Annotated in this window: 11 protein-coding genes; 5 read left to right on the top strand and 6 right to left on the bottom strand. The window is 38.0% G+C overall.

Annotation, left to right across the window (positions count from 1 at the left end):
• Positions 1-661: 661 nt before the first annotated feature.
• Positions 662-1,558 (bottom strand): class I SAM-dependent methyltransferase, encoded by an 897-nt coding sequence (locus IQ276_RS15805; RefSeq protein ID WP_235115703.1) that lies wholly within the window; start codon positions 1,556-1,558, stop codon positions 662-664.
• Positions 1,559-2,902: 1,344 nt separating this feature from the next.
• Between IQ276_RS15805 and IQ276_RS15800 the strand changes: the two genes are divergently transcribed.
• The 5 genes from IQ276_RS15800 (at position 2,903) to IQ276_RS15780 (ending at position 9,791) form a co-directional block, all read left to right on the top strand.
• The gene (locus tag IQ276_RS15800; protein WP_193913050.1) at positions 2,903-4,336 is read left to right on the top strand and encodes an oligosaccharide flippase family protein; all 1,434 of its coding nucleotides are present in this window, start codon (positions 2,903-2,905) and stop codon (positions 4,334-4,336) included.
• Between the two features lie 83 nt (positions 4,337-4,419).
• On the top strand, positions 4,420-5,523 hold the full coding sequence (locus IQ276_RS15795) for a glycosyltransferase family 4 protein (RefSeq protein ID WP_193913036.1): 1,104 nt from the start codon (positions 4,420-4,422) through the stop codon (positions 5,521-5,523).
• 30 nt (positions 5,524-5,553) lie between these two features.
• Positions 5,554-6,813, top strand: coding sequence for an O-antigen ligase family protein (locus IQ276_RS15790; RefSeq protein ID WP_193913038.1), 1,260 nt, complete (start codon positions 5,554-5,556; stop codon positions 6,811-6,813).
• Between the two features lie 329 nt (positions 6,814-7,142).
• Positions 7,143-9,356: a GumC family protein gene (locus IQ276_RS15785; protein ID WP_193913040.1), complete on the top strand. Its 2,214-nt coding sequence runs from the start codon at positions 7,143-7,145 to the stop codon at positions 9,354-9,356.
• 252 nt (positions 9,357-9,608) lie between these two features.
• A complete protein-coding gene (locus IQ276_RS15780) occupies positions 9,609-9,791 on the top strand; it encodes a hypothetical protein (protein ID WP_193913042.1) in 183 nt (60 codons plus the stop codon).
• Between the two features lie 117 nt (positions 9,792-9,908).
• Here IQ276_RS15780 and IQ276_RS15775 read toward each other — a convergent pair whose 3' ends face one another.
• The 5 genes from IQ276_RS15775 to hisB form a co-directional block, all read right to left on the bottom strand.
• Positions 9,909-11,285, bottom strand: coding sequence for a right-handed parallel beta-helix repeat-containing protein (locus IQ276_RS15775; RefSeq protein ID WP_235115702.1), 1,377 nt, complete (start codon positions 11,283-11,285; stop codon positions 9,909-9,911).
• A 626-nt stretch (positions 11,286-11,911) separates the two neighbouring features.
• Positions 11,912-12,055, bottom strand: a complete 144-nt coding sequence (locus IQ276_RS15770; protein WP_193913044.1) for a hypothetical protein — start codon at positions 12,053-12,055, stop codon at positions 11,912-11,914.
• A 394-nt stretch (positions 12,056-12,449) separates the two neighbouring features.
• On the bottom strand, positions 12,450-13,931 hold the full coding sequence (locus tag IQ276_RS15765; RefSeq protein WP_190882369.1) for a polysaccharide biosynthesis/export family protein: 1,482 nt from the start codon (positions 13,929-13,931) through the stop codon (positions 12,450-12,452).
• Positions 13,932-14,316: 385 nt separating this feature from the next.
• Positions 14,317-15,300, bottom strand: coding sequence for an ABC transporter ATP-binding protein (locus IQ276_RS15760; protein ID WP_193913046.1), 984 nt, complete (start codon positions 15,298-15,300; stop codon positions 14,317-14,319).
• A gap of 211 nt (positions 15,301-15,511) precedes the next feature.
• A complete protein-coding gene (gene hisB, locus IQ276_RS15755; RefSeq protein ID WP_190882371.1) occupies positions 15,512-16,147 on the bottom strand; it encodes an imidazoleglycerol-phosphate dehydratase HisB in 636 nt (211 codons plus the stop codon).
• Between the last annotated feature and the right edge of the window lie 8 nt (positions 16,148-16,155).

Here is a 16,155-nt window from a genome sequence, read left to right as displayed (position 1 = left end):
ACAAACAACAATAGTTTAAGGTTTGTTCAACAACATCAATTACTTTAGACGCCTCTTCTATATAAACATCAGGAAAAATAAGTATAAAGGCTTTATTTATTGGTAAGGTAATCGTCATTTAAATTGCATCTGGGCGTCATCGGGTCTTTACTAGCGATCTGACATTATGCAACTTAAAAGCACATCAGCTTAATTGCTTCTCATCAACAATGTCTAAGGTTGCGGGACGACATGCAACCGTTGCTATTTAAAAGTGTAAAATTAAGCTTTTTATAAAGATGCCTATGGAATAGCAAAAGCTAGTAAAAGCCAAAATACAGCGTATTTCAGGTAAATGAAGTAGACGGGTAGGGGCAGAACATGTTGTGCCCCTACAATTATCTGTACCTGACCAAATTGCAATTTGCTGTAAATGCTTCAAGTTTCGTAAGCATTCAGGTGTAAGGTTGTAGAATCAAAAATTAAAATGGAAGAAGTTGAGTTACCTGAACTTGAACCTAGATAACTTGCTCAAAAAAATGAATGAATTGCAAACCTAGCTTGACGTAATCTTGAAGCAGTTCCATCGAGCTATAGCAACCACTAAGTTTCAGCTTGCTGGTGGCCAATCTGAGGGAAGATTGAGGTCTATTTAAACATTGATGTCTCAGAAAGTTAGAGTCTAGGTTTTGACTATTACCAGTGCCTTCATTTCACCATTGAGCAGAGGTTGATGATAATTTTTCTTTAGATCTGGCACGGGTTTTCCATCAACAAGAACTTTGTATACTTGTGCCTGACAATTGCGTGGTAAATTCTCAATAATTCTTGCTCTAAACGCAGCAGGGCTATAAGTTCTGGCAAAGCCTTCATAAGGACCCCACCCCGGAAAAGTTGCAGTATTGTCAAAAATTGTAATTGCTGTTTCGATATCGTACTTCTCAATCTGTTTACTGTTCCAGATTTCTGCATACTCGTTAGCGAGAAATAGTGGTGCAATTACAAGTCTCTTGCCCACTCGCAATAGACGTACTGCCTCTTTAATAAATTTAATATCTAAATCATCTCGGAAATGTTCAAAAGAGTGATGGCAGCTAATTCCATCCAGAGAATTATCTGGGAGGGGGATCGCATCAATAGAGCCACCTATATATTTAATTCCATCTCTGGTTATTCCATCTAATAACGAATCTTGACAGTAAGGAATCAAATTGAAATCAGAAACTGCTATTACAGCCTTGATATATTCAGCTTCTTCGCCACCTGCGGCATCCAGTATTTTGTCACCTTCTTTCAAATCTAACAAACTCAATGTTGTTAAGTATTCAAGAGGCTTGGTATGGATATAATCAAGCTTATTATATTTGCTAAGGATATCTGAACTCACAAATTTTTTGTAATCACTTTCCGAAAGACATAAATTGCTGATTTCTATATTTATTTCTCCCATTTCCAAATCATTTACAGGGCGCAAAATACGATTTATCTTCGTATTATTCAAATGTAAATTCGTCATTAATTTCCATTTATATCTGGTGAGAAATCTCATTAAGCGATTTGTGTCTAATTTCTTAACCACTGTATTTATACCTCATGCTTTAGTGTAGTGAAAATTTAAGCTCTGATGAACAGTCTAGTATCCAATAGAACATTATATATATTTTGTTTGAGCATAGCTAGCAAAAAGCTTTTGATTAATGTGTCTCTAGTTAGTTGTCTCAATTTATATTCAATTATAGGTCTTAACATAGCAATCCTGAATCATATGTGAGAAAATACTTAATCTAAAAACGTAGTTTTAAACACTCATTTATGACTTATTTTGAGGCTACAATTATATATATTGGATAATATATAGCTTAAAACTAAGTTTTATAAATAACGTTGTATATTTCCGTATATTCTCATAAGTCATTTAGGATTGCTATATATTTCTTACTATTTTTTCATAATTATAGTAAGAAACTCTATCGTTTTTTGTTAAAGTTTGCTCAATGAGCTAATAATTATTACTGAATCTTCATTTTGTTTCTTCATATATAAAATTAATGTGAAGTTAATATCAAGGCATAAAATTAGGACTTAGGCATTGACATAAAAAGCAAAAAATGTTGCCAGGTTTTCAGGCATTAAACCTTGATTTTTGGACATTTTTTAGGCGATACCTGGGTTGGGCTACGCCTACGCTATGTATTCAAGAATGGTTGATAAAAGCTTGAAAGAACGTATTTTCGTTGATTCATAAGATAATAAATTTGTACAGTGGGTAAGTCTTAATCACTATCATAACTAACTCCGTGATGTGACCAAAACCAGGCAAACAGATCACAGAGGATATGGTGTTTATTGAATTTGCTATGCCGAATCCTAAAAAATATAAATTTTTGTAACAAATTTCAACAATTTTGATGCATTTCGTTATATATTATCCATGTAACCTTTAACTTCAGTAATTCTGCCTAAATAAAAACAAACTTTCTAGGCAAAATTAAAATACTTTGAATAAAGATGTTAATATTGCTTAGTAAACGATTAACTTCTACTGGAAGCAAGCCTGCAAGAAAACTGTAGGAATTTGGGGCAAATTTTACTCAACTAAAAGGTCATAGTACCTTTAAACCTGACTTATTGAATTATGGCTATCAAGTATTTTTTACAACATATTAAGTTAAGTTATCAAGGGATATTTGACATTATAAAAGTTTTAGATTAATACCAGTGCTGTCAGGCAGCAAGTAGTAATAAATTAGAAGCTTAGAAGGGCAAAAGCTTTGTATTATGAAATTCCAAAGAAATCACGCCCCTTTTTTATTAATTTTTTTAGAAAATTTTTTTTGTGGGCAACATTTTTGTAGTTGACCACAAAGAAAATATATTACTCAATTCTCTTTCAGTAATTAATTTATTTCTGAATATACAGACAGTGGGAAAACGAAAACTACTAACTAATTCTCTCTCATTGTTGGTGAACCGATTAGTACAAAGCATTACAAGTTTTGTGCTAATGGCATCTATAGCTCGTATTCTAGGAGCCTATGAATTAGGGCGATACATACTAGGATTTAGCTATTACTACATCTTTATGGTGATTGCTTCCCAAGGTTTAAAAACCTTGTTTACACGAGATTTGTCTCGCAAGCCAGAAGAGATGCCTGTTTACCTGGTGAATGGTATTTTATTGCAGATAATTTTAAGCATTATTGCTTATGCTGTAATGGTTATTTGGGTATTTATTTTGCCCTACAATTCTGACACATCAATCACTTGTTACATCATCGGACTAACAATCATTCCGTTTTCACTTTCCAATATTACGGAGGCAATTTTTCAAGCTCAAGAGAAAATGAACATGATTTCTATCTCTACCGTGCCAGTTTATATTCTACGTTTACTGGTGATGATTTGGTTGATGAACATGAATTATGGAGTCAATCATTTAGCTGGAATTTTAGTAATATCTGAAATTTTAGTTTTTGTGATTGAATGGATTTTGTTGACTAGAATAGTTAAGCCAAAATGGCAAATTAAAAAAGATTTTATATGGCAATTATTCAATTACGCTCGTACATTTGTCCTTATTAATGCAATAGGTGTAATTAGTAGTAGAATGTCTATTCTCATGATTTCACTAATAGGAAGTGAATTGATGGTTGGTCTTTATGGAGTGATCGGACAATTGATGCTACCATTTACAATAATTTGCGATAGCGTATGCATGGCTTCTTTTCCTTCTATGTCAAAGGCAGTATCTCTAGAACAGGGGAAATTTCGTGAGATTACCGAAAACGTTATTGAAATGCTTTTGTGTATGGCATTGCCGCTGATAATTGTCATATTTTTTATCGGAGGTGATTTAATAACATTGATTTACAAAGATCCTAGTTTTAGTCAGATAAATCCTGTTTTAAAAGTAAGTTGCTTATCTCTAATTTTATACCCATTTTCACAAACATTTTTTTATGCGCTTTTAGCCAATGGCTTAGAAAGATTTAACCTGATTGAAGTTGTTGCTACCAATGTTGTAGGGGCATTATTAGGTATAGTATTCATCTCACAATATAAACTAATGGGTGCAGCGTTTATGTCATTGGCAATGGGGTTTACTAGTTGTAGTCTACTGGGATACGCTGTTTATAGAAACTTGTTTTCGTTACGTTTATTGCGAACAATACTTCGTCCCCTGTTAATTACCGTTGGTATGCTATTAGTATTTTTAATACTACAACAATTTACCCGAGATTTTATATTGATTGTGCTGCTTGCAGCTTGCGCCTACTCTTTATTTGTTAGTTGTTTGGCAATCCATAAATTCGGAGGTGTCCACGCTGTTTGGATAAAATTGTTTAACAAAAATTAACAGAAAATATAAAAGATCGAAAAAATTAAACCTGTCAAATATCTAGTTAAAAAATATCTATATTATTCTATTACAACCTACTTATGATCAAGGTAGCTCTACTACATTTTTGCTTTGAAGACTATACTATTGAATTAGCCAACAACCTAGTTAAGTATGTTGACTTAACGTTAATTCATCCGGAGAAAATCTCAGGTGTCTGCCGTAATGACCTCAATTCCAATATCCGCGTAATCAGCTTTAAGAAACCAAGGATGCGTGATCCACGAAACTTGTTGTCTATGACCTTGATGATGCGTATGATCAAAGACATACGGGCAGATGTTTTACATGTACAAGAAACTAACGATCCTTGGTATGACTGGACGTTACTGGTCAACAAAATGCCACCATTAGTGACAACTATCCATGATGTCTTCCGTCACCCTGGCGATCGCAAAAGCACATTTGGTTCAGAATATACCAGACGTATTGCCTTCTACCGTTCACAAAAATTGATTGTTCATACTCATCAGCTAAAAAAGGCTCTAACTGAACAATTTAATGTACCCCAAGAGCGAGTAAATGTTTTACCTCATGGGGAACTTGGTAGTTTGTATAAGCGTCGTCATAGTCCAAATAGTCAATTACGGGAACCATATACATTGCTATTTTTTGGACGTATCTGGCCTTATAAAGGATTGAGATATTTACTTGAGGCTATGCCTTTAATTGCTGAACATATCTCTGAAGTCAAGCTGATTATTGCAGGACAAGGAGAGAATATAAAGCAATATTTTCCTGATGGTTATGACGATAAACGCTACGAAATTATCAATGACTTTATCCCTGTTGAACAAGTAAGTAATTTATTTCAACGTAGTACAATAACAGTCTTGCCATATATCGAAGCTTCTCAAAGTGGTGTAGCAGCCTTATCTTATGGAATGGGAAGTCTGGTTGTAGCCTCTGAAGTGGGTGGATTAAGTGAGATAGTTCAGCATAAAAAAGATGGGTTGTTAGTTCCACCACGGGATGTCCAAGCTCTAGCTGACGCAATTATTTCCTTGCTGAGCAATCGCGACTTGCAACAACGTATGCGAAGTGCAGCAATAGCTCGGTGTCAGCAAGATTTAAATTGGCTAAATATTGCTGCTCAAACAGTGGAAATTTATCAAGAAATTATTGAGGCAAAAAAAATGCCATAACTAGAAAAATATTAGTCAATTTATAAGAATATGAGAAAACTACTAATTTTTGCTGAGTATGTATTCACAGTTGCATCTTTGATCGTTTATTCAGGTGCTATTATAACCGTTGTACTCTCAGGAGGAGCGCTACAGCAGGATCATGTAGAGTATGATAATTCTTTGACTAGAATTATTTATTTAATAATATACGCAATTACATTATTTCTACTAATTTTGCGTTGGAAAAAAACTATTTACATTCTGACTAAAGGCTTTTCGTTTTATCCAATATTCATATTGGCAGCTGTTTCTATTATTTGGTCTGCTGATGCCTCAGCAACATTAAAAAGTAGTTTCTCCCTCATTAATTCTAGCTTATTTGGCATGTATTTTGCCTCGCGGTACAGCTTAAAACAACAATTAGAATTACTTGCTTGGAGTTTTGGCATTGTTATAGTGTTGAGTTTTATGTTTGCTGTAGCCTTGCCTCAATACGGAATACAAGCTGACGCTGGCTCATCAAAGTGGCGTGGAGTATTCACTCATAAAAACGGTCTAGGAGCAAGGATGGTTATTAGCAGTATAGTTTTTTTTATCCTTGGATATCAAAATAAAGGACATAGTTGGCGTTGGCTTTTATGGGCGGGTTTTAGCTTTTCAATACTCCTCTTGCTGCTTTCTTCCTCAACTTCATCTCTGGCTCTTTTGCTAATTATGATAGTGGTATTTTTTGCTTTTCAAGTTTGGCGCTGGTCATACGAGTTTATGGTACCAACCCTCATAATAATGGCAACCATCAGCCAAATTTTATATTTTTGGTTGTCCTATACTGCTGATGCGGTGTTGAGTGGAATCGGTAAAGATCCAACACTCACAGGTCGAACAGATTTGTGGCCCCTAGTGATGGATATGATTTGGAAACGTCCTTGGCTTGGTTATGGTTATGCTGCATTCTGGCAAGGATGGGATGGTGAATCTGCCTATATTTGGCTTAATTCAGGATGGACACCAAGCCACGCCCACAATGGTTATTTGACCATTTGTCTGGATTTGGGGTTTTTAGGGTTGGGGTTATTCATCTTAGGATTTTGGCGCAGTTATCTACAAGCAGTGAGTTGGGTGCGTATTAGTAAAACAGCATCCGATATTTGGCCAGTTATTCACATGACATATATAATTTTGGCTAGCTTGACTGAATCTGCCTTGCTGCAATCGAATTCTTTTAATTGGATACTCTATGTGACGGTATGTTTATCAGTAAAAATCACACGTGAAAGAAAAATAAAATCACAAGTTATAGACAATTAGAGTAGATATTCACTACGTTAGTATGCTAGACTAATTCACTAAAAGCATAAAATTGTTTTGTTACGGCCAAGCTTGCCATTAGTTCCCAAAATTTTATGTTCGCTCAAGAAAGGGGATATCAAGACTTTATCAGTAAAAATATGCAAAAAAAATACAAGTAAGTTTACAAATCTAATTTATACTGTTATACTTAAGATACGTAATTAATTTAAAATTATTAAAGTATTACCAAGAATTGACATTTACTGTAATTTTTGTGGTCTGAGTACATAAATATTGAACTTCTCCCTTGAAACCTGTAATTGTGAAGATTTATGTCAGAGAAATCTATGGAATCTAGAGAATCTATCGACTTAGACCTTAGTCGTTACTTATCGATATTAAAACGGTGGTGGTTTCCTGGTCTTAGTGTATTTGTGGCTACAGTTATCCTGAGTGCTATAGCTACAAAATTTATCAAACCATCCTTTGAAGCAGAAGGGAAACTCTTATTCAAAACCCCCTCTTTTAAGGTCGCAGGATCTAATCTTGTGCCTAGTTATTCCGAAGGAGGAGACTCAGGAGATTTGAAATCTCTGGTGGCGACTCAAAATCCTATAAGCACTCAAATGGAAGTTATTTCTTCCCCTGCTTTGTTGCAACAGACAATAGACAAACTAGAACTGAAGGATAACGAAGGTAAACCTTTAGAATTAGAAAGGCTACAAAAAGCCTTGAACCTAAAAATTGTTGGCGGGACAGATGTGTTGCGGATTAGTTATGCCAGCGCTGACCCTGAAGAAGCAGCCGCAGTCATCAACACAATCATGGGTCTTTATCTAGAAAATGATATTCTGACAAATCGCTCGGAAGCAGCAGCAACCCGTCAATTTATGGCTAAACAGCTTCCTAAAACTCAAGCCGCTGTTGATAATGCAGAAATAGCACTACGTATATTTAAACAGAAGTATCGGATTGCAGATTTATCAGAGGAGACAAAATCAGCAGTTAGCATTATTGGGAATCTAGACAGTGAGATTAATACTGTTCAAGCTCAACTGGATGAAGTTAACGCTCAAACCAATGAACTGCGTCAGAAAGTCAATTTAAATTCCCAGCAGGCGATCGCAGTGAGTGCCCTCAGTCAGTCACCTGCTGTACAGGGAATTCTTACACAACTTCAAGATGTCGATCGCCAGTTAGCGACTGAGCGCAGTCGTTTCCAAGATGACAACCCTGCAATTGTTAATCTTGAAGCAAAAAAAGCCAACTTAAAAACTCTGCTACAGCAGCAAATTCCTCAAACTATCGGCAATCAAACAGAAGTTCCGCAGAACTTATTGCAGATTGGAGAACTCAGACAAAACCTGATCCAAAATTTTCTGCAATCAGAAGTGCAACGTCTCGGCTTAGCCAAAAGACTCTCCTCTCTGTATAATTCCCGGTCTAGCTACCAGCAACGCGTCGAAATTATACCCCAGTTAGTACAAAATCAGCGCGAGTTAGAACGGAAACTTGAAGTCGCAGAGTCAACATACCAAACTTTATTGAAAAAGGTTCAAGAATTACAGTTAGTTGAGAATACAAATACAGCCAGTTCGCGGATTATTGCTCAAGCTTTAGTGCCTAAAGAGCCGGTAAAAACCACAAGAATGATTGTTTTGGTAGTAGGAGTGATGTTGGGTTTATTTTTCGCCACTACAACCATTCTTTTCTTGGGCATGAGAGATAGATCTCTGAAAACACTTAAGGAAGTCAGAGATGTGTTTAGATACACGTTACTTGGAATTATTCCCTTGTCTGTTAAAAAAGTTCACTCGAGTTATTCAAGAGCAGAATCAATAACTCAAAAAATTGCTGTTAGAGATACGCCTCACTCCTTAACAAGCGAAATGTATCGCATGATTCAAGCAAATCTCAAATTTTTGAGTTCAGATAAAGTTCTCAAAACTATCGTAGTGACTAGTGCAGTTCCTAAAGAAGGCAAGTCTACAGTTTCAGCTAACTTGGCAGCTGCGATAGCTCAATTAGGGCGCAAAGTTTTACTAATTGATGCAGACATGCGAGTTCCTTCTCAGCATCACCTCTGGGAACTAACTAATGCAGTTGGTTTGAGTGAGGTTCTTGTGGATCAAGTTGAATTTGACATTGCTGTATCTAAGGTAATGGATAACCTTGATGTTTTAACTGCTGGAGTTAGACCTCCCAACCCGCTTGCTTTGCTTGATTCAAAGCGCATGGCATCACTAATTGACAATTGTTCATCTCGATATCATTATGACTTTGTAATTATTGACGCACCTCCCCTACTTTTAGCGGCCGATGCTTTGACTTTAAGCCAAATGACTGATGGGATTTTATTAGTGGCTAGACCTGGGGTAATTGATTCTAACAGTGCTAACGCTGCTCAAGAGATATTAGAAAGATCTAATTATAATGTCTTAGGTTTAGTCGTAAATGGAATTATTGATAAAAATGAGTCTAGTAGTTATTTGTATCATGATCACGAATATTTTCAACCAAGAGAGTTGACAAAAGAGTTTAAGGGACTTGCAAAAAAATAAAACCTCTCAAGGAGTTTAGGGTCTACTGCAATAGATCCCAAATAAACCATTTACTAAAACTATGTTGTAAACCCTTCTCTTTTTTGTTCTTTGATTCCGTCAATAATTTATTGATTGACGCCAAGCTTTTAGATTTATAAGCGTCAACTATATCATGTCTGTTTAATCACTTATCAAAAAAACTCTCCACTCTAATGATAAGTCTTCAACTGGACATGATATTACTAAAACGAAGCATTAAAGGCTCTGGTTATGAATTTCAGTAGACCGAAAAGTTTTCCAGAATCCTTACCAGTTGTTGATTTGAGTTTAGAAACACAATTTGCCGCAATCCTTTTAGAGTCTGCTTTTCAAGGAACGGGCGTTGTCGGTTGGTTAAGAGTGCAGTGCAAGCGATCGCCATCATCAGCCCCAAAGCATTGGCTGAAACCCTGATTATTTCGTCAACTTACAAAAGTTTTCGATCTACTGAATTTAGAAACTAAGGTTGTAGGCAAAAACTCTGTATAAATCAGGATTTTGCCATACAACCCAATGCTATTCTGTTAACTACTACTCGATTTCGTATGCTCCTCTATCGGGTGCTGAACCCTGTACACGAGGATTGCCTAGAAAATCAGTTGTCAAGCCACTCCACCTCAAACCGCTATTGATTGCTGGACTCGTCGATTTCACTCTAAAGTCGCCAGCTGAGGGATTAATAAACTGTGGATCTGCAATAATATCGTTAGGCCCGGTCACAACAGTGGGGGAACCGTAGGAATAAATATTGTAGTTATAGGTGACGTTGGTATTCTTGGTGTTACTGTTCACAGCAACACCACTGGCACTGTACATAATGTTATTGAAAATCTTGACATCAGATGAATAACCAGCATAGATTTCACCCTTTTTTTTAAGTTCTCGAGTTTCCTGATTCAAATATGCCGTGTTGTTGACAATATCTATACGGTTGCTACTGTGGCTATGAATACCTGAACCGCCATTCTTGTAGGTGATATTGTTTGCAACTAAAACTCGTCCTTTATATCCATTTGAAACATCGACAATAATGCCATTGCCGTCAGCAAGAGTCCCGGATTGATGCCAGGGAACATACATTCGATTTTTGTAAGTCCTATTATTGATCACAAAAATCTTGTATCCCTGGTTATTGTCAGAATTCCAAATACTCATTATTGAAATGCCACTAGTACCATAAGGTGAGTACCAGGAATTATTAAAGGCAGTGTTATTACTGACCGTCACATAATCACTTTCAAGTACTCCTATACCTGCTCCTCCACACTCATGTACTTTGTTGTTCAGAATATTTATGTGATGAGAAGGACCTACTCGTCCGTTAATGGTTATGCAGTTGCCACTTGTAAACGGATTTGATAGGTTATTTTTCTGACTTACTCCATAATCATGGGTTATATTTTGATTGTTTCCTATGACCTCCAGCCCGTTAATCTCGATATATGAAGCTCCATTTGTCACGATACCGTGCCATGCATTGTGGCGAATTTTTGGGAAATGCCCAGGATATGCTTTAAATTTAATCCATGCATTTGGAGTTCCAGAACGTCGAATAATTAGTGCAGCCCCACGTCCAGGTGCATTTGTATATTCCCCGTTCATAATTAGTACCGTATCCCCAGGGTTGGTAAGATCTGCCGCTCTTTGAAGTGTTCTAAACGGAGATGAAACAGTGAGCCCGCTATTTTTGTCGTTGCCGCTACCACTAACATAATATGTTGTCGGGGCAGCCGTAATAGCACTGATTAGCTTGCGGTTGGGTAGTTTATTTTCTTGAACAGTAGATGACTGACGAACGTCTGTAACTAGAGATTCTGTTATTTTCTGTCCTTGAAGCACACCAGCTAGTGCCCAGGGAAGTACAACAGATGCACTTAAACTGAGAAAACTCAAACCATGAATCATCATAGGAAAAAAAGGTTATGTTGCAAAAACTGAACTGTCAACGGTTACCAACTCTAGCCTTAGTAAGTAACTCAGTATTCGATACGGTCGTATAACTGCCGTTTGTAAGTTTATACACGATTTTTTCGGTTTACACCTGCGAATTTACGCGTAAATATCGTTTAAATGCTTTTTGAGATTGTGTTCCAAAAATTGGTAAAGCTGTAGTAAAAATACTGAAGAAAAATGATCAGTATTCAGAATTAGCCTTTTAATGGACACTAAGCATCCGTACAAATGGCGTCATTTCCAATTCGACATCATTCTACTGTGTATATGCGGGATCTGTAGTTAAGATAGTGTATCTCTGATCAATCAGTTAATTTACTTTAATAATACTTATAATAATAAGAATCATCATCTCAGTCAAAACAAGGTAGAGAGGACTATTAATTGCCTCTGCTTCTAAAAGATTCTCATTATCATATGAATTCCAAGTAACTACAATCAGCTTTCAAAAAGCTGATCAATGGAGATCGGGAATTCTCAGTAATAGCCGTAGGCTCTAGAATATTTGTCAATGAGTAATATTACTCAAGAGTATGAAAAAGTTTGTTTTATAATAAAGTTTCTTTTCAATAAATCTATACTCAATGCCAGCCAATTGCGTAACTTACTCTTGTCTTGCCATTGTCAGTAGATCGAAAACTTTTGTAAGTTGACGAAATAATCAGGGTTTCAGCCAATGCTTTGGGGCTGATGATGGCGATCGCTTGCACTGCACTCTTAACCAACCGACAACGCCCGTTCCTTGAAAAGCAGACTCTAAAAGGATTGCGGCAAATTGTGTTTCTAAACTCAAATCAACAACTGGTAAGGATTCTGGAAAACTTTTCGATCTACTGATTGTGAGTCTATGGTTGTTTGGTGTTGATTCTTGACTATTGAACGAGCAAAGTGCTGAGTGCTGTTAGCAGTAGCAAGGCGTTGAGTCAGCGCTGAGTATAAACCCACTTGTTTCAAAGCTTTGAGCAATCAACACTGTCCTAACCTATGTGACTAAGCCCATAATTTATGCCTTGATTATGATAATGCGCTTGCTTTTCTCGCAGTCGATATCTGAGGATGATGGGATTATGGGGACGATAAAGGTTGAGCAACGCCCCCAATTAGTATCTGTCTGTTAAACTAAAGTCCGAACAAATTCAGAATACTAAAGATAACACCTAGAGGTCCAGTTACAGTGCTTGTGGTGTCACCGAACTTCGCTATGCCAGATCGACCGACTACTACAACATCATTATTGCGGAGTATAGGATTAGTTTGCTCATTAATCCCTGCGGAGAAATCGATTTTTACTACACGTTTAGTGACAGAACCATTAGGATTGAGACGAATCAAATCAACAGCACTGCTGCTAGCTCTAGCATCGTTGAATCCACCAGCAGCAAGTATAGCTTGATTTAAAGAGCTATTCGGCTGGACATCTGTTAATCCTGGCCTTTTGACTTCCCCAACTACACCAACTTGAATGCGTGCAGGAGATAAAGTAGTTGTAGCTAATTGGGTAGCTTCTGCTGGGTTGATCTCAGTTGCCGTGGGAATAACAATCGTATCTCCGTCTTGCACGATAATGTCTTGATTGGCATCACCACTTTGCAACAGTTGCCAAAGATTGATATCTATGGCTTGTTCTGAGCCAGATCTTGTCAGTCGGCGTAGTCTGAGATTACGAATATCTGCCTGTGCTGTAATTCCACCGGCTAGTTGAATTACCCGTGTTACATTTGGTAGACCAGTGGGAGTAGCAGTACCACTGTTAGCGGTTCCGCCTCCCTGATCGTTTATGCTACCTGGGGTGACAAGATACGAACCAGGACGGTTAACTTCACCAATAATTGTTACTGTACGGGGTGTGGTTTGACTGGCGGCAAAGTTAGCTGCAAATATATTGCGGGATTCTGCTACGTTAAAGTCTGTTGCAGTTGGCACAACTATGGTGTCTCCATCCCGCAAGGTAATATCCTCTGGTAATGTGCCTGTTTGGATGAGTTGCTTCAAGTTAAGGGTGACAACTCGCTCTGAAGAACGTACTTTACGACGTAATTGAACTTGAGTCACATCGGCAGCCAGTGTCACCCCTTGGGCTGTTGTCAATGCCGCTAACACAGTGGGGTATTGTACCCCTGGATTGTCTCCTGCGCCTCCACTCAAGCTGAGAGTATAAGCTCCTGGACGTGTTACCTCTCCAGCAACAAAAATATTGATGGGACGAGGCGATAATAAATTAACTGAGATCAGGGGACGCTTGAGATAGGTAGAGTATTTACAGGCAATTAAATCAGCAGCCTGCTCGGTTGTTAGACCTTGAACGCGTACACTGCCAATTAAAGGTAAGTTGATTGCTCCTCCTGGGGGAACTTGGTATTCACCTGTATATTCTGGAACTTCAAATACATTTACACGTATGCGATCGCCGCCTCCTAAAGTGTAAGTTGAAGTATCACTTTCATTTTGTTGTGTAGTGTTGCGTAAGGCTTGTGATAAGCACCTTTGATCCGTTGATGACTGAGCCATGACAGAAGGGAGATAAGCTGAAAATGCTGCTATTAACAGCGCCGTACCCACAACTGGTTGAGTAAGGAATTTAAACAAACTTGTGTTAAGCATATTTCCCTGAGATTCTCAAATTACGATTAATAAAGTACTGTCTAAACATTTTTATCTTTGACTATACCTAAGTATTCAAGTTCCCCAACAATCTTATTTTCCCTGAAAAGTGTGGTTTTCCGGAGAAAATTTGTTTATTGAATTTGAATTTTTAGTGAAGTTAATTTAAAGTTAATCCTGTTTGAATACGACAATTATCAAAAAATATAAGACTTAAGTAAATCAACGTACTTTATATAATAAATTATCTTTTCTCCAATGAGGCAACTACTGGTAGAATTTTCACACTTAAGACAATTTCATAACACTTAAGCTGTGATTGAAATTGTCAAAAGTAGGATGGGCGCTATTCAGTTTTCACACAGAGAATCATTTGGCAATCAGATTAATTAAGGGAGTTATTTTTTGTTTGGATTTGTTGAATAAAAAACTCTTCTAGGGACTTACGGGACAAGTTCATGGCAATAATTTTACCCTCCATCAGACGAACACTAGCGAGAAAATCATAGTAATCATCCTGTAGTGTACCTTGCCAGGAACCATCAGGCTCAAATATCAGAGCAGGTATCCATTTTTTGAGAATTTCCCAGTCACCACCTTGACCTTTAACGTGATATGTGTTGTTTACACCTAAAAGTTCATTTAGGGAACCAGAGCAAATTAATTCACCTTGAGCGAGGATGGCAATGCGATCGCAAATCTGTTCCACTTCACTGAGAATGTGGCTGTTGAAAAAAATCGTCTTGCCAGCGGCTTTTAGAGCCAGAATAATTTCCCGCATTTGGTAGCGTCCCAGAGGATCGAGACCAGACATCGGTTCATCCAGAAAAACCAATTCTGGCTCGTTAATTAGCGCCTGTGCCATGCCAACACGCTGTAACATTCCTTTGGAGTACCGGCGCAGCAGCTTTTTGCGGGCATCAGCTTGGGATAAACCTACTAATTCCAGCAGTTGAGGAATGCGTCGGCGTTGCACATCCTCAGGAATTTGGAATAGCCCAGCTGCTAACTGCAAAAACTCCCAGCCGGTGAGATAGTCATACAAATAAGGATTTTCAGGTAAGTAGCCCACGTATTGCTTAACATTGCGATCGCCAAGTGGCTTACCCAACAATAATCCCTGTCCACCAGTTGGACAAATTATCCCCAGCAATAGTTTTAAAAGGGTAGTTTTACCAGCACCGTTTGGTCCTAGCAAGCCAAAGGTTTCGCCTTGATAAACTTTTAAAGAACAGCTTTTAAGAGATACGACTTTTTGATTTAGCCAAAAACCAGTACGATAAGCTTTTCGCAACTCAGAAGTTACGACTACTGGCAAAGTGTTTGTCATATTCAGTTGAGAATCAGGGTCATCTGCAACAGACTTCATCTCGGTTCAATCATCAATTAGCAGCTTGTTATTAATTACAAGTTACCCAACAGGCTGATAATAATCACCATTTAGTGGGATTGTTATCGCAAAATGGGAAGTGGGGGGATGAGGGGGATGAGGGGGATGAGGGAGACAAAGGGACAAGAGACAACTTGCAACAAGTCTTTCCCCTTGTTCCCCCATCCCCCATGCCCCATTTGACCTCCTTTCACAGAACGCCTTTGGAACTGGGAATCACGCCAGCACGACGAGGGTCTATTTCCACTGCTAAGCGCGTTGCCCTCGCAAACGCCTTAAATGTCGCTTCAATAATGTGATGGGAGTTAATACCATCCAGTTGTCGAATGTGCAGTGTCATTTGGCTATGGTTCACCAATGCCACAAAGAATTCGCGCACCAACTGGGTGTCATAAGTTCCTACGCGCTGGGTAGGAATTTGTAAACCGTAGCTGAGGTGAGGGCGTCCGGAAAAGTCTAGCACTACCTGAACTAAAGCTTCGTCCAATGGTGCAAGGAAATTACCAAAGCGGGCAATACCTTTCTTGTCCCCTAGCGCTTGGTTTAAAGCTTGCCCTAAGGTAATGCCTACATCTTCGTTGGTATGGTGGTCATCAATTTCCCAGTCTCCCTTAGCTTGGATATCTAAATCAATCAATCCGTGGGAGGCTATTTGATGCAACATGTGATCCAAAAACGGAATGCCTGTTGCTGCTGTGCATTTTCCTGTTCCATCAAGATTGATGGTGACTTGGACATCAGTTTCCCCCGTGGTGCGATGAACGGTGGCAATCCGAGGGGTTTTAGTTAACTGATCGTGGTTTGAATTAACTTTGGTGATTTGCATAGGAATGG

Source organism: Desmonostoc muscorum LEGE 12446, from assembly GCF_015207005.2.
GTDB lineage: Bacteria > Cyanobacteriota > Cyanobacteriia > Cyanobacteriales > Nostocaceae > Nostoc > Nostoc muscorum.
The sequence above is the reverse complement of the archived record's forward strand: the minus strand, read 5'-3'. Positions and strand labels throughout refer to the sequence as shown.

Bases quoted from the DNA above. Each gene is read 5' to 3' on its own strand.
- IQ276_RS15795 (WP_193913036.1), top strand. From the start codon at position 4,420: ATGATCAAGGTAGCTCTACTACATTTTTGCTTTGAAGACTATACTATT.
- IQ276_RS15785 (WP_193913040.1), top strand. From the start codon at position 7,143: ATGGAATCTAGAGAATCTATCGACTTAGACCTTAGTCGTTACTTATCG.
- IQ276_RS15775 (WP_235115702.1), bottom strand. From the start codon at position 11,285: ATGATGATTCATGGTTTGAGTTTTCTCAGTTTAAGTGCATCTGTTGTA.
- IQ276_RS15780 (WP_193913042.1), top strand. From the start codon at position 9,609: ATGAATTTCAGTAGACCGAAAAGTTTTCCAGAATCCTTACCAGTTGTT.
- hisB (WP_190882371.1), bottom strand. From the start codon at position 16,147: ATGCAAATCACCAAAGTTAATTCAAACCACGATCAGTTAACTAAAACC.
- IQ276_RS15760 (WP_193913046.1), bottom strand. From the start codon at position 15,300: ATGAAGTCTGTTGCAGATGACCCTGATTCTCAACTGAATATGACAAAC.
- IQ276_RS15790 (WP_193913038.1), top strand. From the start codon at position 5,554: ATGAGAAAACTACTAATTTTTGCTGAGTATGTATTCACAGTTGCATCT.
- IQ276_RS15765 (WP_190882369.1), bottom strand. From the start codon at position 13,931: ATGCTTAACACAAGTTTGTTTAAATTCCTTACTCAACCAGTTGTGGGT.